This window comes from Paraburkholderia adhaesiva (assembly GCF_021390575.1).
Taxonomy (GTDB): Bacteria; Pseudomonadota; Gammaproteobacteria; order Burkholderiales; family Burkholderiaceae; genus Paraburkholderia; species Paraburkholderia adhaesiva.
The window spans coordinates 101,727-120,441 of sequence record NZ_JAJEJQ010000003.1 but is presented as its reverse complement, the minus strand read 5'-3'; the positions used below and the strand labels follow the sequence as shown (position 1 = coordinate 120,441).

Annotated in this window: 17 protein-coding genes; 5 read left to right on the top strand and 12 right to left on the bottom strand. The window is 61.4% G+C overall.

The genetic code is table 11. The features are described from left to right. Window positions 1-334: 334 nt before the first annotated feature. The 6 genes from L0U80_RS24565 to L0U80_RS24540 are packed head-to-tail and all read right to left on the bottom strand — an operon-like array spanning window position 335 to window position 9,196. The gene (locus tag L0U80_RS24565; protein ID WP_233871913.1) at window positions 335-1,636 is read right to left on the bottom strand and encodes an MFS transporter; all 1,302 of its coding nucleotides are present in this window, start codon (window positions 1,634-1,636) and stop codon (window positions 335-337) included. 21 nt (window positions 1,637-1,657) lie between these two features. Next, the gene (locus L0U80_RS24560; protein ID WP_233871910.1) at window positions 1,658-2,446 is read right to left on the bottom strand and encodes a peptidylprolyl isomerase; all 789 of its coding nucleotides are present in this window, start codon (window positions 2,444-2,446) and stop codon (window positions 1,658-1,660) included. A 30-nt stretch (window positions 2,447-2,476) separates the two neighbouring features. Further along, complete coding sequence (gene narI / locus L0U80_RS24555; protein ID WP_233871907.1) at window positions 2,477-3,160, bottom strand: respiratory nitrate reductase subunit gamma; 684 nt, start codon at window positions 3,158-3,160, stop codon at window positions 2,477-2,479. Window positions 3,161-3,202: 42 nt separating this feature from the next. Continuing rightward, entirely contained in the window at window positions 3,203-3,898 is a 696-nt protein-coding gene (narJ, locus tag L0U80_RS24550; RefSeq protein WP_233871904.1) for a nitrate reductase molybdenum cofactor assembly chaperone, read from the bottom strand. A gap of 1 nt (window position 3,899) precedes the next feature. Then, a complete protein-coding gene (gene narH / locus L0U80_RS24545; RefSeq protein WP_233871901.1) occupies window positions 3,900-5,423 on the bottom strand; it encodes a nitrate reductase subunit beta in 1,524 nt (507 codons plus the stop codon). Next, window positions 5,420-9,196, bottom strand: a complete 3,777-nt coding sequence (locus tag L0U80_RS24540; RefSeq protein ID WP_233871898.1) for a nitrate reductase subunit alpha — start codon at window positions 9,194-9,196, stop codon at window positions 5,420-5,422. Before L0U80_RS24540 ends, narH begins: the two co-directional genes overlap by 4 nt. 1,118 nt (window positions 9,197-10,314) lie before the next feature. Here L0U80_RS24540 and L0U80_RS24535 point away from each other — a divergent pair. Further along, window positions 10,315-10,623: a DUF1840 domain-containing protein gene (locus L0U80_RS24535; RefSeq protein ID WP_233871895.1), complete on the top strand. Its 309-nt coding sequence runs from the start codon at window positions 10,315-10,317 to the stop codon at window positions 10,621-10,623. A 123-nt stretch (window positions 10,624-10,746) separates the two neighbouring features. Here L0U80_RS24535 and L0U80_RS24530 read toward each other — a convergent pair whose 3' ends face one another. The 4 genes from L0U80_RS24530 to aguB form a co-directional block, all read right to left on the bottom strand. Continuing rightward, window positions 10,747-11,160, bottom strand: coding sequence for a MarR family winged helix-turn-helix transcriptional regulator (locus L0U80_RS24530; RefSeq protein WP_233871892.1), 414 nt, complete (start codon window positions 11,158-11,160; stop codon window positions 10,747-10,749). A 200-nt stretch (window positions 11,161-11,360) separates the two neighbouring features. Next, window positions 11,361-11,711, bottom strand: a complete 351-nt coding sequence (locus L0U80_RS24525) for a hypothetical protein (protein ID WP_233871889.1) — start codon at window positions 11,709-11,711, stop codon at window positions 11,361-11,363. A gap of 147 nt (window positions 11,712-11,858) precedes the next feature. Further along, complete coding sequence (locus L0U80_RS24520) at window positions 11,859-12,266, bottom strand: PAS domain-containing protein (RefSeq protein ID WP_233871886.1); 408 nt, start codon at window positions 12,264-12,266, stop codon at window positions 11,859-11,861. A gap of 107 nt (window positions 12,267-12,373) precedes the next feature. Then, on the bottom strand, window positions 12,374-13,249 hold the full coding sequence (gene aguB / locus L0U80_RS24515) for an N-carbamoylputrescine amidase (protein WP_233871883.1): 876 nt from the start codon (window positions 13,247-13,249) through the stop codon (window positions 12,374-12,376). A 142-nt stretch (window positions 13,250-13,391) separates the two neighbouring features. Here aguB and L0U80_RS24510 point away from each other — a divergent pair, with 142 nt between their 5' ends. Together L0U80_RS24510 and L0U80_RS24505 are read left to right on the top strand one after the other, a co-directional pair. Next, complete coding sequence (locus tag L0U80_RS24510; protein ID WP_233871880.1) at window positions 13,392-14,348, top strand: LysR family transcriptional regulator; 957 nt, start codon at window positions 13,392-13,394, stop codon at window positions 14,346-14,348. Between the two features lie 97 nt (window positions 14,349-14,445). Further along, window positions 14,446-14,658 carry a hypothetical protein gene (locus L0U80_RS24505; RefSeq protein ID WP_233871877.1) on the top strand — a complete coding sequence of 71 codons (213 nt, stop codon included), beginning with the start codon at window positions 14,446-14,448 and terminating at the stop codon, window positions 14,656-14,658. Between the two features lie 101 nt (window positions 14,659-14,759). Here L0U80_RS24505 and L0U80_RS31560 read toward each other — a convergent pair whose 3' ends face one another. Continuing rightward, window positions 14,760-14,891 (bottom strand): hypothetical protein, encoded by a 132-nt coding sequence (locus L0U80_RS31560; RefSeq protein ID WP_267954949.1) that lies wholly within the window; start codon window positions 14,889-14,891, stop codon window positions 14,760-14,762. Between the two features lie 252 nt (window positions 14,892-15,143). Continuing rightward, on the bottom strand, window positions 15,144-15,863 hold the full coding sequence (locus L0U80_RS24500; RefSeq protein ID WP_233871874.1) for a GntR family transcriptional regulator: 720 nt from the start codon (window positions 15,861-15,863) through the stop codon (window positions 15,144-15,146). 152 nt (window positions 15,864-16,015) lie between these two features. On the opposite strand from L0U80_RS24500, the gene L0U80_RS24495 reads away from it, so the two are divergent. Then, on the top strand, window positions 16,016-17,236 hold the full coding sequence (locus L0U80_RS24495; RefSeq protein WP_233871871.1) for a pyridoxal-phosphate-dependent aminotransferase family protein: 1,221 nt from the start codon (window positions 16,016-16,018) through the stop codon (window positions 17,234-17,236). A gap of 182 nt (window positions 17,237-17,418) precedes the next feature. Next, window positions 17,419-18,705: an MFS transporter gene (locus L0U80_RS24490; protein WP_233871869.1), complete on the top strand. Its 1,287-nt coding sequence runs from the start codon at window positions 17,419-17,421 to the stop codon at window positions 18,703-18,705. The last annotated feature ends 10 nt before the right edge of the window (window positions 18,706-18,715 follow it).

The following is an 18,715-nucleotide window of genomic DNA, read 5'->3' as shown; positions in this document are numbered from 1 at the left end:
GCGCTGGCATCCGGCTTGATTTACCCATTGAGGCGATGGGTGAATGCGTCGTATGACGTTTCTTTGTGGTAGCGAATATTATCGCGACTGCGGAGGCGACGAAATAATACAAGTCAAGAAAGGGAGAATCGGATTTTACGGTTAATTCGTGCTATTGGGGTGTGTGAATGAACTGTGCATCGTGCGCTGCGCATCGTGTTTCCCGGAGATGCGATTCTCACTGCGCGGCGTGTATTGCGATGAGTCGCGACGATTAACCGCGGAATCCGAAAACCGGCAAAAAAAACGCCGCTCGCGGCGCGAGCGGCGTCCAGATAATTGCGGGACCCGCAGATCAAGCAGGTCTACTCTCGAGACGACCGGTCCTTTTCTCGAGAACGGGCGTGCGTTGTACCTCGGACATATACAGCAGGATCAGCGACACCCAGACGATGCCGTAAAGCAGCATGAAGCAGGTTGACCGGACCCTGAAGACGTCGAGCAGCGCGCCGAACAGGATCGGCAGCAGGAAGCCGCCCAGCCCGCCCGCAAGCCCGACGATTCCCGTCACGACACCCATGTTGGTGGGATAGAAGTCGGCGACGTATTTGAACGTCGACGCCATTCCGAATGCGAACACCGCGCCGAGCACGAATGTCAGCGCGACGAAGCCTGCGATGGGTAAAGCGACGTGCAACGTGACCGTGCCGTCGATCGTGTGGATGACGAAGTCGGTGGATGGGTAGGAAAGGAGGAAGAGGCAGACCCACGCGACCCATAGACCCCACCAGGTCACGCTGTGCGCACCGAGCTTGTCGGCGAGGATGCCACCCACGGCACGCAGCACGGAGCCCGGTAGCGAGAATCCGGCCGCGAACGCTGCGGCCATCACGATCGACATGCCGTATTCGGCCTTCAGGTATTGCGGAATCCACAGCGAGAGCGCGGTGAAGCCGCCGAAGGTAATGGAGTAGTACTGGCACAGGCGCCATACGCGTGGGTCGCCCAGCACCTTGAAGGAATCGACCCAGGAGCCCTTTGACTTACCAGCGCCTGGATCGGGCGCGGACGCAAACCAGAAGATCAAGGCCGTCACGAGCAGCGCAATAGCATAGACCCGCGGCACGAACCGCCATCCGAAGTTCGCGAGAAGTATTGGCGTGACGAACAGGTTGACCGCGGCGCCTACCGTGCCGGCTCCAAAGAATCCCATGGCGAACCCGCGTCGTTCGGGCGGAAAGAAGCGCGCGACATAAGGTGTGCCCACGGCAAACGAGGCGCCCACGCAGCCGAGGAAGAGCCCGATCACGAGGAACTGCCAGAGTTGGTTAGCAAAACTAACGACAAAAACGGGAATAGAACAGACAAGGAGCAGGAGTGTCATGACGATCCGGCCGCCGAATCGATCGGTCCAGGCGCCGAGCGGCAGCCGCATCACGGCGCCAGTGAGCACGGGCGTCGCAGTGAGCAGACCGAATTCGGTGCTGTTCAAGCCAAGCTCGTCGCGTAGTCGAATGCCGAGCACGCCGAACATCATCCAGACCACGAAGCACACCAGAAATGCGAGCGTGCTGGCAAACAGGACCGACCACGCCTGAGCGCTGATCGTGGCCGGTGCAGCCGGACCCGGTCGGCTGGATTCGCTACGCAGATTCATGGCGTCTTCCTCGCGTTTGGATCATTGAACCAGTGGACTGGTCGCCGCATCGAGTGCGGCGTTTTCAAGTGATGCCTCAGATGCAAGAATCGATACGTATTGCTGAACAGCTTTGTGGCGCACGCGCTCGCTCAGATAGCGCGCGATCGTGTCGGCGGCGTCTTCGAATGAGACGGGATCGCCCGGAACCCGTTGGTCGATGCGCACGAGGTGAAAGCCGAAGCGCGTTCGCACAAGGCGCGGCAATATGCCGAGGTCGGTGCTATCGAACAGTGCCGTTTCGAACTCGGGCACCGTGTCGCCGCGCGTAAGCTGGCCGAGACTCCCGCCGACACCTGCCGAAGGACAGTTAGACAACTCACGCGCAAGTGCCTCGAAGGTGTCGGGTGCGTGAAGCAATTGGCCTAACGTTTCCTCGGCTTTCTGTCGAAGGAGCGCGAGCGGCACGCGGTCGGTCACGGCGAAGAGGATGTGGCTCGCGTACACGAGTTCATTGCGTACAAAGCGCGACGGATGTTGCGCGTAATAGCGTGCGCAGTCCTCGCGCGTCGGCTCAGGAACGCGCATTTCACGTGAAAGCAGCGTGTCGAGCGTGGTGTCGTCGATATCGGCATCCGGCTCGATCAGTTCGAGGGCGACAGCGCGCTGGCGCAGCAGTTCGTGAACGACGAGCGCACGGCGAGCGGCGAGAGACGGGTCCGGCGCGTTCGCGTAGTGGCGGCTTTCGGCGTCGATCGTAGCGGCGCTGATCTCCACATTGTTCACGCGCGCGGGCAACCCGGGCGCTATCGTTTGCGAAGCTGAATCCATCGGTGGTGTTCCTGTTTGTTTGAAGTCGTTTTAGCGCTTGCGCACGAGCTGGTACGGCCGGAACAGATACGCGATGGACGCGATGCCGCTCCAGATATGCACCATCCGCGTGAACGGCGACACGAGGAAGATCGTGAAGCCAAGCGCGATGTGCATCTGATAGACGAATGGTACGCCGTCCAGCAGTCCGGCAATGTTCGGCCGGAACGTGACGACGCCCTTCACGTAGTCGGTGAGTTGCTCGAACATCACGCCGTCCATGTGGTGGGCCGAAAGCGCGACCGTACCTAGGCCGAGCGCGAGCTGCAGCCAGAGCATGAACACGATGATGATGTCCCACGTCCTGCTGTTGCGGCGAATACGGGTGTCACCAAGACGCCGGGCGATCAGGATCGTAAGGCCGACGATCGCGAAGGCCCCCGCGATACCGCCCGCGACCATCGCGAGCAACTGGTGGACCGACGCCGACATGAACGGCGCAGTGAGCCAGTGCGGCGCGAGAAATCCGACGAAGTGCCCCAGCACCACGACCAGAATACCCCAGTGAAACAGATTGCTGCCGAGGCGCAACGACCCGCGCCGGAGCAGCTGCGACGTGTCGCTTTTCCACGTGTATTGCTCGCGGTCGAATCGCGCGAGCGAGCCGAACAGCAGCACCGCAAGGCAGATGTACGGGTAGATGCCGAACAGGAACTGATGGAAATAATGGTCCATGACTGCTCCTTACTGGGCGCCCGGTCGGCGCATTGCGGTTATTCAGCTCGTTTTGCGTCGCGGATGAAATTCGACGTTCGCCGTAGCAGGCTGTCCGGCGCCCATGAAGCGCACGGGTTCTTCGGTCCACGCGTCGTCGAGTGCGCGCAGATGGTCTTTGTCGTGCGGAGCACCGGCGTCGTCGTCGTGCGCGGACTCGGGCAGGCGGCCCTCGTCTGCGCCCGCCAACGGCAGCAGCGCGCCAATCACATACGCGTAGTGGCTGTTGCGCTTGCTCAGTTCGGCGGTGATCGACTGGAGGATTGCCGATGTTTCGCCGAGCAGCGAGCGCGCTTCACTGGCATCGAGCATCGACAGATATTCGAGGAACACGGGGAGATAATCGGGCAACTGGCCCGAATGCAGCAGCATGCCGTGCTTCTCGTAGACCTGCATGAGGTCGATCATCGCTTGACCGCGATCGCGCGATTCGCCGTGTACGTGCTCGAACAGATGAAGCGACGTGGCGCGGCCGCGGTCGAACAGTGCGACGTAATTCTCCTGCAATGCAATCAGCTCGCGCGAACCGAGATAGTCGACGAAGCGCTCCAGCTTTTCGCGCACGTCGGCGCCGAACGCGCGTTCGCTGCGCACCATCGCCCGGATCTCGTCGGCCGCTTCAATGAGCGCGGGCTCCGGGTACTCGAGGAGCGACGCAAGGAGCCGGTAGGTCATGGGCTGTGTCTTTACTGCAAACATCTCAGACCTCCTGGATCGGAATCTGCCGATGACCGCTTTTCGGCGCGAACAGGCTCGCTTCCGTGCGCCCGTCCGAGCAGCCGTTGCCGAACGTGAAGCCGCACGACGAACGGAGATCGAACGCGTTTTCGGCGTATTCGCGGTGTGTCGTCGGGATGACGAAGCGGTCCTCGTAGTTGGCGATCGCGAGGTAGCGGTACATGTCCTCGACTTGCGCCAGCGACAGCCCGACCTGCTGAAGTATCTGCGGCGCGTCAACACGATCGACCTGGCGCGCGCGCATGAACGCTCGCATCGCGAGCAGCCGCTCCAGTGCAACCTGCACGGGTTTTTCATCGCCTGCGGTCAGCAGATTCGCGAGATACTTCAGTGGAATGCGCAGCGCGTGGACGTCGGGCAGCCAGCCGTTCATGCTGAGTTCGCCGCTGTTGGCGGCCGCGTTGATCGGCGAAAGTGGCGGCACGTACCAGACCATCGGCAACGTGCGGAACTCCGGATGCAACGGGAATGCGATCTTCCAGTCGACCGCCATCTTGTAGACCGGCGAGCGTTGCGCGCCTTCGATCCACGCATGCGGAACGCCGTCAAGCGCGGCTTGCTCGATGACGGCCGGATCGAACGGATCGAGGAAAACATCGAGTTGTGCCTGATACAGATCGGTTTCTTTCTCGACGCTCGCGGCTTCGTGAATGCGGTCCGCGTCGTAGAGCAGCACGCCGAGATAGCGGATACGCCCCACGCACGTTTCAGAACACACAGTCGGCTGGCCGACCTCGATGCGCGGATAGCAGAAGATGCATTTCTCGGCCTTGCCGCTCTTCCAGTTGAAATAGATCTTCTTGTACGGGCAACCGGAAACACACATGCGCCAGCCGCGGCACTTGTCCTGATCGATGAGCACGATGCCGTCTTCTTCGCGCTTGTAGATCGAACCGGAAGGGCAGGAGGCCACACACGATGGATTGAGGCAGTGCTCGCACAGGCGCGGCAAATACATCATGAAGGTGTTTTCGAACTGACCGTAAATCTCCTTCTGCACGTTCTCGAAGTTATAGTCCTTCGAACGCTTCTCGAACTCGCCGCCGAGAATCTCTTCCCAGTTCGGCCCCCATTCGATTTTCTCCATGCGCTCGCCGCTCACGAGCGAGCGTGGTCGCGCGACCGGCATCGCGTTCGTGTTGCCCGCTTCCTGCAAATGGGCGTAGTCGAACGTGAACGGCTCGTAGTAGTCGTCGATTTCAGGCAGATGCGGATTAGCAAAAATCTGCGCGAGCAGTCGCCATTTGCTGCCTAGACGCGGCTCGATGTCGCCGCTTGGCTTGCGCACCCAGCCGCCACGCCAGCGTTCCTGGTTTTCCCAATCCTTCGGGTAACCGATGCCCGGTTTTGTTTCGACGTTGTTGAACCACGCGTACTCCATACCTTCGCGGCTCGTCCACACGTTTTTACAGGTGACCGAGCATGTATGGCAGCCGATGCACTTGTCGAGGTTCAGCACCATCGCAATCTGCGCACGGACTTTCATGAGTTCTCTCCTTCGCGAACGGCCTGGGGCAGGGTGCCTACCGGCGTCTCTTCATCGAGCCAGTCGACATGCTTCATCTTTCGTACGATGAGGAATTCGTCGCGGTTCGAACCCACCGTGCCGTAGTAATTGAAGCCGTAAGAGAGCTGCGCGTAGCCGCCGATCATGTGCGTGGGCTTGACCGCGATACGCGTGACTGAGTTGTGGATGCCGCCGCGCGTGCCTGTGATTTCCGAGCCCGGTGTGTTAACGATTTTTTCCTGGGCGTGGTACATCATGCACATGCCGCGTGGAATGCGCTGGCTCACCACGGCACGCGCGCAGAGCGCGCCGTTCGCGTTGTAGCACTCGATCCAGTCGTTATCCGCCACGCCGATCTGCGCCGCGTCCTTCTCCGAGATCCAGACGATCGGCCCGCCGCGCGAAAGCGTGAGCATGATCAGATTGTCGGTATAGGTGCTGTGGATGCCCCACTTCTGGTGTGGCGTGATGAAGTTGAGCGCGATCTCGGGATTGCCGTTCGAGCGTGCGCCGGCCATCTTCTCGTAGCTGCCTGTATCGATGGGCGGCTTGTAGACGCACAGCGCTTCACCGAAGGCCCGCATCCACGCGTGGTCTTGATAGAGCTGCTGACGTCCGCTCAGCGTGCGCCATGGAATCAGCTCGTGGACGTTCGTGTAGCCCGCGTTGTACGAGACGTGCTCGGACTCGATACCGCTCCACGTCGGTGACGAGATGATCTTGCGCGGCTGGGCCTGGATGTCGCGAAAACGGATTTTCTCATCGGCACGGGCCTCGGCCAGGTGCGTGTGGTCGATGCCCGTGAAGCTGGAGAGGGCCTGCCACGCTTTCATCGCCACTTCCCCGTTCGTTTCGGGCGCGAGCGAGAGAATCACTTCGGCCGCGTCGAGTGCGGAGTTGATGCGCGGGCGGCCCTTCGCGTCGCCCGCTTCCGGGCCTTCGTCGCGATAGTTCAGGTCGCCGAGGTGGTCGACTTCGGTCTGTGTGTTCCAGGAGATGCCCTTGCCGCCGTTGCCGAGCTTGTCCATCAGCGGGCCGAGCGACGTGTAGCGGTGATACGTCTCGGGGTAATTACGCTCGAGTGAAACGACGCCCGGCATCGTCTTGCCCGGAACCGGCTCGCAATCGCCGCGTTTCCAGTCCTTGACGCCGAAAGGCTGCGCGAGTTCGCCGGCCACATCATGGGAGATTGGCGCGAGCACCACGTCGCGCTCGACACCGAGATGGCCCTGACTCAATTCCGAAAAACGCTTCGCTATGGCCTTGAATATTTCCCAGTCGCTGCGGCACTGCCACGGCGGATCGACGGCGGCGGAAAGCGGGTGAATGAACGGGTGCATGTCGGACGTGTTCATGTCGTCCTTCTCGTACCACGTCGCGGTGGGCAACACGACATCCGAGTACATGCACGTCGTCGACATGCGGAAGTCCAGCGTGACGAGCAGATCGAGCTTGCCGCGCGGTGCCTCTTCGTGCCACGCGATTTCTTCGGGGCGGGGCAAACCCTGTTTCGCGACCTCTTCGCCCTGCACGCCGTGCGTCGTGCCGAGCAGGTGCTTCAGGAAATACTCGTGCCCTTTGCCCGATGAACCGAGCAGATTCGAGCGCCACACGAACATGTTGCGCGGGAAGACGGCGGGATTATCCGGATCTTCGCATGCCAGTTTGAGGCTGCCGTCCTTGAGCCCGCGCACGACTTCGGCACCAGCACTGGACGGGGCCGCGAGCGAGCGGCCGAGATCGAGAGGATTACTCATGAACTGCGGTGCCGAAGGCAGCCAGCCCATGCGTTCGGCGCGCACGTTATAGTCGATCGGCAAGCCGTGGTAAGCCGATTTGTCCTCGAGCGGCGAAAGCATGTCGGTCGGATTCATCGGATCGTAGCGCCACTGGTCGGTGTGGGCGTAGAAGAACGAGGTCGCGTTCATCTGCCGTGGCGGCCGGCTCCAGTCGAGCGCGAATGCGAGCGCCGTCCAGCCCGTTTGCGGCCGCAGCTTCTCCTGACCAACATAGTGCGACCAGCCACCGCCGGACTTGCCGATGCAGCCGCACATCACCAGCATGTTGATGATGGCGCGATACGCCATGTCCATGTGGTACCAGTGATTGATGCCCGCGCCGATGATCACCATCGAGCGTCCTTCGGTCTTGTCCGCGTTTTCCGCGAATTGCCGCGCAACGTTGATGACGTCGGCGCGTTTGACGCCGGTTATCGCTTCCTGCCATGCGGGCGTGTAGGGCACGTCGTCGTCGTAGCTCTGTGCGATGTCCTTGCCGCCCAGACCCTGGTCGAGTCCGTAGTTTGCGACGAAGAGGTCGTAGACGGTGGCGACGAGGCGTTCGCCGTCGCGCGTCGCGACGCGTCGCACGCCGATGCGCCGTGTGAGTACCGGGTCATGCGTGGTGTGCGGAAAGTGCGGATGCGCGACGTTGCCGAAGTAGGGAAAACCGACATCGACGACGTCATCGTGGCCGGACACCAGCGACAGCGTGGGTGTATACGATTTGCCTTCGGCAGTTTCTTCACGCAGGTTCCACTTGCCGCGATCGCCGCCTTCCTGTTGACCCCAGCGAAAGCCCACCGAGCCGACTGGCACCGTGAACGTATTCGTCGCCGAGTCGATAGCGACCGTCTTCCACTCGGGATTGTTGGTCTGCCCAAGCGAATCGGCGAAATCGCTGGCGCGCAGATAGCGATCCGGCACGTACCGCCCATCGCGCTCGGTGAGCGTGACGAGGCACGGCATGTCGGTGAACTGGCGGCAGTAATCGGCGAAATAAGCGCTCTTGCCCGCGAGATGAAATTCCTTGAGGATCACGTGGCCCATCGCGAGCGCGAGCGCCGAGTCCGTGCCCTGCTTCGGATGCAGCCAGATGTCGCCGAATTTCGCGCCTTCCGCGTAGTCGGGGAAGATGGAAACGATCTTCGCGCCGCGGTAGCGGGACTCGACCATGAAGTGTGCATCGGGCGTGCGCGTTTGCGGCACGTTGGAGCCCCACATCACGATGAACGACGAGTTGTACCAGTCGGCGGATTCCGGCACGTCTGTCTGCTCGCCCCAGGTCTGTGGCGAGGCGGGTGGCAGGTCGCAGTACCAGTCGTAGAAAGAGAGGCACACGCCGCCGATCAACGAGAGATAGCGCGAGCCGGCCGCATACGAAACCATCGACATGGCGGGAATCGGCGAGAAGCCGATCACGCGATCGGGGCCATGGCGCTTAATGGTATGGACGTTCGCGGCGGCCACGATTTCAAGCACCTCGCTCCAGTCGGCGCGTATAAAGCCGCCGAGGCCGCGACGTGTTTGATAACTTTTGCGTGCCGCTTCGTCGTCGACGATGGCCTGCCACGCGGCCACCGGGTCGAGCGTGCGACGCTTCTCGCGCCACAACTTGACGAGCGCGCTGCGCACGAGCGGATATTTGAGTCGGTTCGCACTATAGAGGTACCACGAATACGATGCCCCGCGTGAGCAGCCGCGCGGTTCGTGGTTGGGCATGTCGGGGCGCGTGCGCGGGTAGTCCGTCTGCTGCGTTTCCCAGGCGACGATGCCACCTTTCACATAGATCTTCCAGGAGCACGAACCGGTGCAATTGACGCCGTGCGTCGAACGCACGATCTTGTCGTGCTGCCAGCGCGTGCGGTACGCCTCCTCCCATTTTCGGTCTTCGTCTGTGACGGCGCCGTGACCGTCGGCGAATTGGGGCCGCACGGTAGTGAAATAACGCAGACGATCCAGAAAATGGCTCATGACATCTCCAGGTTTCGGTTTCGCGTTCGATCAGGTACGTATTAAAGGGGAAGGCGTGGCATTAGTAAAGGACATGGACCCAACGTGCACGCTGAGCATTCATCGGGTTTCCACGCGCGCCAAATGCATGTCGCATTGATGGTGACGCGCTGAATTGTCAGTGCAGAATCTAGCGTATTGCGTACGAGTTTGTATTGAAAGCGAACCGTCGGTAGATCCTGCGAACACACCGCTCAACTTGCGCAGTCCATTTCGGAGCGCATTTGTTACCGCACTGCGGTCACGTGAAGCCAGCGACGGCTGTCGCAACAGAAACGTCGGCTCGCAGTGCTCGATACGATTGATCAGTGTGCCTGAATGTATAAGTTGTTGATATAAGAACGGCCGTGCAGCCGCTATCGACAGGTGAGCGCGGCGAGCAGACCCGCACCAGGTTCGCATTTTCAGGCGACCATCGAGTGGTCTCCACCAAGGCGGACTCTGCGCGGTGTCGTCTTTCATGGCCGTCTCCGGCTTGCGCATCCTGCGTGGATCCAGCGAGCTGCAATCGGACACGGGAACCGCCGTTTGAGTGTATATCGCAACGCCAAATCGGCCATAGTGAATATCCCTGCACGGTGCTTCTGCTATTGCCTCGGCGTGGGAGGAGCAACAGCCGTGCGCGGTTCGTCGCGCTGCAGCAAACGCCAGCCTGAATGAAAAGGGAGATCCTGGTAATTGAGACCAACTGCGAAGCCAACTGAAAAACCAGCGACGGGCAGGAAATTGAATTGTCTCGCTCCGGCAAGGGATTACGCGCTTGAAAGCATCGCAGGCGGAGCCGTTGACACGCGATTGAGGCGTTTTGTTTGAATCTTGCTTACCGCGTCTCGCTTGAATGCATCATAACATGACATAAAATGAAGACAAGCCCACAGGTGGGATGTGACCAGATCAGGCGTGGTTCGACACCGTACAGAACACAGACATGACTGGTCCGAGCGGTGCGAGTTCTCCAAGAGAATTCGTACGCGCGCCTTTGTGTGTTCGCGTTCCACCTTGGGCCTCAATTTTTCGACGCGTGCGGGCGAGGTTTTAACGGGCGGAAAACAAAGGGTACCCAACCGGGGAGGACGGATATGCTGGTTACGTTTCAATCGCGGGCAGCGCCAGACGTGGTCATGCTTAGGGATCTCGCCGAATATCTGCTCGGACTCATGGGGCGAAGGCTCGACGCGCGTGGCGTCATTCTGCATGACGAACTGCCCCATGCAATCGAACGCATGGAGGCGGAGATTGCAGCAGCCGGGCGCAATGAATTGGCTCTACAGTATTCGCGCGATGGCGATCACGCGCCTGCTAATGAGCTTTCGCAGCGCGCATGGCCTCTGATCACCATGATGAGAGCGGCAGAATCGCTCGACGCTGACATCATTTGGGGACTGTAGTGCTGCGGTAGACCGCGTAGATGTGAGACCAGCAGCGGCTGGCGAAGTCGCTGCGTATAGGCGCGCTAGCGGGCGACGCGCCTGAGTCAATGCCGCGATGGAACCACTCGCGATTTGTGGCATTCAGGCGTCGATTTGCGGAATCGTGAATGTCCCTTCGAGCGATCGCAGTTCTACGCGGTGCATCTCTGCAAGGCGCGAAAGAACCTGCTCCCCTGCATCGAGCAGATGGACTTCGACTTGCCGCCGGTCTCTTTCGCTAATCTTGCGCTCGACCAACCCCAGCACCTCGCAGCGCGAAACCAGCGCGACGACGCCATGATGCTGCGCCTGGAGGCGTTCGGCCAACTCGCCGATCGTCGCCCAGTCGCGGCCCGGATAGCCCTTGATGTGCAGGAGCAGCAGATATTGCCGCGGTGTGATGCCTTCGTCCTGGGCAGCTTGTTCGGAGAAGCGCTCGAAGCGTCGCATCTGATAGCGGAACGCCGAGAGCTGTTCGAAATTCAATTTGCTCAGGTCTCGCCCAAACGTGTCCATCGATCATCCATACAGGAATCGTGTGAAAACAATATCATGGAATGATATATCTCGGCGACACGCTTCCTGAGGCGAAAGCGCGCAGCTTTTGCGTAGGGATTTGGCCGTGCTCGCGTGTGACCGGTCGATCCGTTCAAGTCTGCAAGCGGAGCACGGCGATGGGGATCGCTACAGGTGTGTCGAGATGTGCTGAGCGCGGGTTATTTGCCCGCGCCGGTGGACGGCACACAGGTCAGCACGAGCGTGCCACTGTGTTTAAGAGCGGCGCGAACGGTCGCGCGATGAAATACGCCCGGTCCGCACGACCATTCGGCCACGAGATCGGCGGCGCATTGCCCCTGGCGTGGGGCGGCGACTATCGGGTCGATGTCATAGCGGCAGGTTTCGAGCGCGTTGCAGTGCGTAGCAAGGTCGCGCGTAGCGTTGCCCTCACGCGCGCCGCAATTGGCACCATAGCTGCCTGACTCGATACGAATGGATTGAGCGAGCGCGCCCGTGCCAGCAGCGGACGCGCAAGCGAAACAGACTAACAAACCGATTTCCCGAAACATGGCTGCTCTCCATGGCTCGCGTCGCCGCGCATACCTATTGCGGCGATTCAATCTCCACGCCCGCTGCCGACGGTTGATGCTTGAGACGTCGGCAATTGCGGTGAAGGGTCGTCAGCCCATCCGGGAGATCGGTCTAACTGCGCGGTCTCACTGCGACGGCGTGGCCGTTGTGGCGCGCGCGGCGCGTTCGCGCTCCACACGCTCCGTTACATCCCGTGCCATGGCCACCGAGCCGACGATCTGTGCCGCGTCGTCCTTGACGAGCGCAAAGGACATCTCGACGTAGAGCTTCTTTCCGGTCTTGTGTACGCCGCGCGTGAGCGTCGGATGTCCGCCGAGCCGCGTTGTCCCACTCGCCACCGCGGCGTCGAAGCCCTTCCAGTGCGGTCCGCGAAGATGTTCGGGGATGATGAGGTCAAGGCTTGCGCCGAGCGCTTCATCCTTGCCGAAGCCGAACAATGTGGTCGCTGCCTCGTTCCAGCGGACGATTTTTCCTTCGCGATCCGCGTAGATCAGTGCGTCAGAAGTCTGCTCGATGATCCATTCTGCAATCATGGTAATTTTAGAGTTGATCCAGAAGGGTTCAGTGTATCCGCAAATTTCTCGCATGCGGTGCCTTGCATGTACTTCGATTGCGAAAAGAATGACACATGCTGGGCCTTTTAATTCTCGTCTTGAATCGCGTACTGGGTGATAACCCCATAGCGCTCGGGTCGCCGATCACGGAACACACCCCAGGCACGTCGCTTGAACGCGAGTGCATCCAGATCGAATTCCGCGGTGATGATGGCGGTTTCGGTGCGATTGCATTCGACGATCTTCTCGCCGTCCGGCCCCGCGATGAACGAGCTGCCATAGAAGGTGATCGCGCCCGTTTCGCCGTTCTCGGTGCCGACGCGGTTGCTGGCCACGAGCGGCATCAGGTTGGCGGCAGCGTGGCCGCGCTGGACGTTCTGCCAATGTGTGCGCGAGTCGATCGATGCATCGTGCGGTTCGCTGCCGATAGCCGTCGGGTACAGGAGAATTTCGGCGCCGGCCAGGGCCATCGCGCGCGCGCATTCGGGAAACCACTGATCCCAGCAGATGGCCACGCCAATTCGTCCGTATGCCGTGTCCCATACCTTGAAGCCAGTGTCGCCGGGCGAGAAATAGTATTTTTCCGTGTAGCCGGGTCCGTCCGGAATGTGTGACTTGCGATAGAGGCCGAGGGCTTTGCCATCGGCGTCGAAGATCACAATCGAGTTGAATTGCGTCTCGCCCGCGCGTTCGAAGAAACTCACAGGCAACACAACACCCAGTTCGCGCGCGAGCGCAGCGAAGCGGCCAAGCCACGGGTGGCCCTTATAAGGCTGAGCCAGCGCGAGATGCGCGGGATTCTGGTCGATGCAGAAGTAGGGCGTCGCAAACAGTTCCTGCAACAGCACGATATTCGCGCCCGCGTGAGCGGCTTCGCGCACGGTTCGCTCGGCTTGGGCCAGATTCGCTTCGATATCCCAGCTTGCCGCCATCTGCGTGGCAGCGACCACGACCTTTCTCATCGTCTCACCTCTCGTTATGAATTGCCCGGCTGGCCCGAACGAATTGCCTGTGATAATAAGTCAATAAACGCAGCTAGTTTTGTGCCTGTTTTGCACACCACCTGTGCTTTAAAGGAAATGTCCAAGGAGAGGATAAGAAACCATGGCGCGTATCGACCTGCTCGTCGCGATAGAAACGTTCGTGTGCGCCGTCGAGGAAGGCAGTCTGAGCGGCGCGGCGCGCCGGCTCACCAAGACGCCCTCGGCCGTCACCAAGGCGATCGCCGGACTCGAAGCGACGCTGGGTACGCGTCTGTTCGAACGCACCACACGTACGCTCGTGTTGACCGAGGGCGGCAGGCAGTATCTGGCGACCGCGACCGATGTGCTGCAACGCCTCGCGGACGGCGCACGCCAGCTTTCCGAACATGACGATGAGCCGCGCGGCCTGCTGCGCGTGACGGCTGCGCATTCGTTCGGCCAGGCGGTACTGGCCCCGCTCAGCGCGTCGTTCAGTCAGTCGTTCCCGCGCGTTCAACTCGACATTGAATTGTCGGATCGCTATGTCGATATCATCAGCGAGGGCTTCGATCTCGCGCTGCGCATGGGCAACTACGATTTGCCGAACCAGATCGTCAAGCCCATCGGCTCGAATCGCAGTCTGCTTTGCGCGAGCCCCGCGTATCTCGCGCAGCACGGCGTGCCTGCATCGCCGCACGAACTTGCGCGGCACGCGTGTATTGCGTACCGGCATCCGGCGCTTTCCAGTGTCTGGCACTTTAGTCGCGAGGGCGCGATGCATGAGGACGTCGCGATCGAACCGCGCGGCGCCATCGCCACGGACAGCTACGATCTCGCCCGCGCAGCGGCCACGGGCGGCGCCGGTATTCTGCCGTGCCTCTACTGGAGTGTCGTGCCGGAACTGGAGAGCGGGCGTCTCGTGCCACTCCTCACGGGCTGGCGCTTCAGTTGTCCGTGCTTCGGCGAGGCGCACATCTGTGCGGTGTATCCGGAAAGCCGCCGTGGGTCGACGAAGATCCTCAAGCTCATCGAAATGGTGCAGACACGCCTCGCCAGCGACGAGGCACACGTGGCTGCTGTAACGGCGGCGCTGCGGTAACGCGCTCAGCGTGCGAAGCTTGGGAAAAAAGACTGTTTGTGAATGCGCGCGATGACGACTAGATTAAAGGCCAGGGACTAACAGCCTGGAGCAAGCGATGTCGAGGTTAATGGCGTTCTCCCTTCAAACGGCGGTTCACCCGTTCGAAGCGATTCGGCGGCGAAGGCACGAACACGCGCCGGAGCAGCCGGAGGGCCACGGTGAGCCCGAGCAGGTCGAGCGCATCGCCGCCTATGCGCGGGCGGGGTACTTCAATATGGGGTACACGTTCGAGATGTTTCCGCTTGTCGGCGATCTGCCGCCTTATTAAGCGTTGCGCCCGCATTTCTGGCGCGCCATCACCACTATTTGTCCGACTCTTCCGGGTGTTTCATCTGGAGGGAACGCGCTGGGCGGCCCGCCCAGTTCGCGTCAGCACATGTTGTCGAAGCTGCCTGGCAGATAGCCAGATTCCCGCGCAACGACGCTCACCGGCTCGCTTTCGGGAAGCCGCGATAGCTCAACCGCCTGTCGTTTCTGGCGATACCATTGCGCAAAGCCCATCCCCAGTTCCTGCGTGACGAGACACGAAAGCGTCCGTACGCTGCGCCCGCAATTCCTGCGTGCTACACGAAGCTGTTATCAAGCAATGGATTTCCGTCCTGGTCGGGCTCGTTATCGAGTTCGGAGGGGGCGCGGCTCGGAACATGGCGCGAAATCCCGCGATCTGGAAAAAGCGGGAACGCCGAATGCGGCGTGGCGGCAGACGTTACGCCAGTACATCTCGTGGCAGACGCTCAGCGAACGCGCCGCACGTCAGGGCTGCGCGTCTGGCGCGCGTTCCATCGAAACAAGTTGCAGCACGGCGTCGCGCTTTTCAAGCAGATGGTGCCGCAAGATGGTGGACAGGCGCTTGCCGTCGCGCGCGTCGAGTGCTTCGAGCATCGCCTCGTGCTCCTCGATTGCGCGATCCCACTTGGGGGTCTGATAGTTCGAGCGGAACCGCAGCGCCTGCAGACGCCGGTTGATCGAGATGTACGTCTGACGCAGCGCCGAATTGCGCGCGGCCTCGTTGATGCGGTCGTGAATGGCCTGGTTACGGCTGTAGTAGCCCGCGAGATCGTTCTGCGCGCGGCACGCGACCATTGCGTAGTGGAGCGATTTGATTTCGGCGATCTCAGCGGGTGTGATGCGCTCGCACGCCAGCTCGCCCGAGAACGCTTCGAGCCCGCTCATCAGCTCGAACGTTTCGCGGATCTCGGCCTCGGTCATCTTCGCCACGGTGGCCCCGCGGTTCGGCGAAATCTCGATGAGCCCTTCGGCGGCCAGCACCTTGAACGCTTCGCGCAGCGGCGTTCGCGAGATGTCGAGGGTCTCGCACAGTTCGCGCTCGTTGAGTTTCCTGCCGGGTTCGAGCAGGCCTTCGACGATGAACCGGCGCAGGTGCTCGACCACGGTGTCGTGCAGGCGCTGGCGCTCGACCTTCGGAAGCCGTGGTGCGATGACCTTGTCGTCGTCGATATTTGCGTTTTGCATGCAAAAGACTCTTGATCAGATTGTGCTTATTTTAACTCATGCGGGATAAGTACTGAAAAAGCAGGGGTTAACACTGAAGAAATTACGCTTGGATTCGACTGCTTTTACATCTTATAGTTTTTTGCATGCAATATTCAAACGGAGATGCACCGATGTTGAAGCTCGACTTTCACCCCTCTGGCCGACATTTTCTGCAGATTCCAGGGCCGAGCCCGGTCCCCGACCGCATTCTGCGTGCGATGAGCTATCCCACCATCGACCATCGGGGCCCTGAGTTCGGCGCGCTGGGGTTAAAGGTGCTCGACGGCATCAAGCGCATCTTCAAGACGAAGCAACCGGTGGTGATCTATCCCGCTTCCGGTACCGGCGCCTGGGAGGCCGCGCTCGTCAACACGCTTAGCGCAGGCGACGCCGTGCTGATGTACGAGACCGGCCACTTCGCTACGCTCTGGAAGAAGATGGCCGAGACCCTCGGCCTGAAGCCCGAGTTCCTGGGGCTGCCCGGCATCGAAGGCTGGCGGCGCGGTGTGCAGCCCGACCTGATCGAAGCGCGTCTGCGTGCTGACCCCCAGCACACGATCAAGGCCGTGTGCGTCGTGCACAACGAGACGTCGACGGGCGTTACTTCGGACATCGCCGCCGTGCGCCGCGCCATCGACGCCGCCGGACACCCCGCGCTTCTCATGGTCGATACGATCTCCGGCCTCGCGAGCGCCGACTATCGCCACGACGAATGGGGCGTGGACGTGACGGTCTCCGGGTCGCAGAAGGGCTTGATGCTGCCGCCTGGCATCAGCTTCAACGCGGTGTCGGAGAAGGCGCGCGCGGCGAGCAAGCGCGCAACGTTGCCGCGCAGCTTCTGGGGCTGGGACGAAATTATCGAAATGAACCGCAACGGCTACTGGCCGTACACGCCGAACACGAATCTCATCTACGGGCTCTCGGAATCGCTCGACATGCTCGAGGAAGAAGGGCTCGACAACGTGTTCGCACGGCATCAGCGTCACGCCGAAGCTTGCCGCCGCGCAGTGCGCGCGTGGGGCCTGGAAATCCAGTGCGCGGACCCCGCTGTCTACAGTCCGGTGCTGACCGGCGTGATGATGCCTGATGGCATCGACGCCGATGCGGTGCGTAAGCTGATCTACGAACGTTTCGACATGTCGCTCGGGACGGGGCTCGGCAAAGTGAAGGGGCGAATGTTCCGCATCGGACATCTGGGCGACACCAACGATCTCACGCTGCTCGCCACGCTCGCGGGCTGCGAAATGGGCCTGCGGCTTGCGGGCGTGCCGCTTGCTGCGAGCGGTCTGCCCGCCGCGATGGCATGGCTCATGGAGCAATCGAAAGATACGCCGCTGAAGGCGGCAGCATGACCTGACGCCGCAAACAAAAATCGACGCGTCATGCGGTTTCGATTTCACGCATCGACGTGCCCATCGCCGCCGGGTACACCGCGCTTCAGAATGCGGTGGCCCGTGGAGCGCAACGGCGGCGCAGCCGGGTTCCCCACCACACACGATACCCGCCCGAAGCTGCCCCCAACCGGAGAGAAACGATGAAACGGCTTCGACTCACCAGCGCAACGAGTGTCGTGCTGATCATGCTGTGCATCATGTACTTCATCACGTACCTCGACCGCGTGAACGTCAGCACGGCAGCCGCTGGATTCGGCAAGGAGTTCGGGCTTTCGCACACGCAGATCGGTCTCGTGTTTTCCGCGTTCGCTTATCCCTATCTGCTGTTTCAGGTGAGCGGAGGCTGGGTCAGCGACCGCTTCGGCGCGAAGCGTACGTTATTGTTCTGCGGGGCACTGTGGGCTGTCGCGACGCTGCTCACCGGTTTCGCGACTGGTCTCGCGACGCTGCTTGCTGCGCGGCTCCTGCTGGGCTTTGGCGAAGGCGCGACGTTTCCGGCCGCGACCGCCGCGATGTCGCGCTGGGTTGCGAAGGAGCGACGCGGTTTCGCGCAGGGCATAACGCACGCGGCGGCGCGCATCGGCAATGCGGTTGCGCCGGGCGTGATCGTGCTTGCGATGACCGCCTGGGGCTGGCGTGCGTCGTTCTATGTCTGCGGGGCGATCAGCCTCGTGTGGGTGGCGGTCTGGTACTTCACGTTTGCCGAGCGCCCAGTCGAGCATCGCCGCATCACCGAAGCAGAACTCGCCGTGCTGCCGCAGCCCGTGCCGAAGGCCGGCAAGGTGCCGTGGGGCCCGCTGCTGCGCCGCATGGCCCCGGTGACGATCGTCTACTTCTGCTACGGCTGGACGCTTTGGCTCTTTCTCAGCTGGATTCCGCAATACTTCCTGCACAGCCATAGTCTCGACCTGCGCAAGTCGGCGGTGTTCGCGTCTGCGGTGTTTTTCGCAGGCGTGATTGGCGATACGCTCGGCGGTACCGTGACCGACTGGCTCTATGCGCGCACAGGCAACCTCAACCGCGCGCGCAGTCTGATGGTGTCTGTGTGCATGCTGTTGACGCTGCTTTCGCTCGTGCCACTCATGTTCACGCACGATCTGACCGTGTCGGTGGTGTGCCTCTCGGCGGGCTTCTTCTTCGCGGAGATGACCATCGGACCGATGTGGGCGATTCCGATGGACATCGCGCCGCAATACGCGGGCACGGCAAGCGGCATCATGAACACCGGGTCGGCGCTCGCGGCGATCATCTCGCCTGTGCTGTCGGGGTTCGTGATCGATTCCACGCAAAACTGGCAACTGCCGTTTGTCGGCAGCATGGTGCTGATGGCGGTGGGCGTGGTACTCGCGTTCCGCATGCGTCCGGGCGATCGCTTCGAGGCGGCCAGCACCGTGGGCGAGATCGCGGCTTCTCAACAGCGCGCCTGATGCGTCGAGA

Bases quoted from the DNA above. Each gene is read 5' to 3' on its own strand.
- L0U80_RS24565 (WP_233871913.1), bottom strand. From the start codon at position 1,636: ATGAATCTGCGTAGCGAATCCAGCCGACCGGGTCCGGCTGCACCGGCC.
- L0U80_RS24560 (WP_233871910.1), bottom strand. From the start codon at position 2,446: ATGGATTCAGCTTCGCAAACGATAGCGCCCGGGTTGCCCGCGCGCGTG.
- narI (WP_233871907.1), bottom strand. From the start codon at position 3,160: ATGGACCATTATTTCCATCAGTTCCTGTTCGGCATCTACCCGTACATC.
- narJ (WP_233871904.1), bottom strand. From the start codon at position 3,898: ATGTTTGCAGTAAAGACACAGCCCATGACCTACCGGCTCCTTGCGTCG.
- narH (WP_233871901.1), bottom strand. From the start codon at position 5,423: ATGAAAGTCCGTGCGCAGATTGCGATGGTGCTGAACCTCGACAAGTGC.
- L0U80_RS24540 (WP_233871898.1), bottom strand. From the start codon at position 9,196: ATGAGCCATTTTCTGGATCGTCTGCGTTATTTCACTACCGTGCGGCCC.
- L0U80_RS24535 (WP_233871895.1), top strand. From the start codon at position 10,315: ATGCTGGTTACGTTTCAATCGCGGGCAGCGCCAGACGTGGTCATGCTT.
- L0U80_RS24530 (WP_233871892.1), bottom strand. From the start codon at position 11,160: ATGGACACGTTTGGGCGAGACCTGAGCAAATTGAATTTCGAACAGCTC.
- L0U80_RS24525 (WP_233871889.1), bottom strand. From the start codon at position 11,711: ATGTTTCGGGAAATCGGTTTGTTAGTCTGTTTCGCTTGCGCGTCCGCT.
- L0U80_RS24520 (WP_233871886.1), bottom strand. From the start codon at position 12,266: ATGATTGCAGAATGGATCATCGAGCAGACTTCTGACGCACTGATCTAC.
- aguB (WP_233871883.1), bottom strand. From the start codon at position 13,249: ATGAGAAAGGTCGTGGTCGCTGCCACGCAGATGGCGGCAAGCTGGGAT.
- L0U80_RS24510 (WP_233871880.1), top strand. From the start codon at position 13,392: ATGGCGCGTATCGACCTGCTCGTCGCGATAGAAACGTTCGTGTGCGCC.
- L0U80_RS24505 (WP_233871877.1), top strand. From the start codon at position 14,446: ATGTCGAGGTTAATGGCGTTCTCCCTTCAAACGGCGGTTCACCCGTTC.
- L0U80_RS31560 (WP_267954949.1), bottom strand. From the start codon at position 14,891: ATGGGCTTTGCGCAATGGTATCGCCAGAAACGACAGGCGGTTGAGCTA.
- L0U80_RS24500 (WP_233871874.1), bottom strand. From the start codon at position 15,863: ATGCAAAACGCAAATATCGACGACGACAAGGTCATCGCACCACGGCTT.
- L0U80_RS24495 (WP_233871871.1), top strand. From the start codon at position 16,016: ATGTTGAAGCTCGACTTTCACCCCTCTGGCCGACATTTTCTGCAGATT.
- L0U80_RS24490 (WP_233871869.1), top strand. From the start codon at position 17,419: ATGAAACGGCTTCGACTCACCAGCGCAACGAGTGTCGTGCTGATCATG.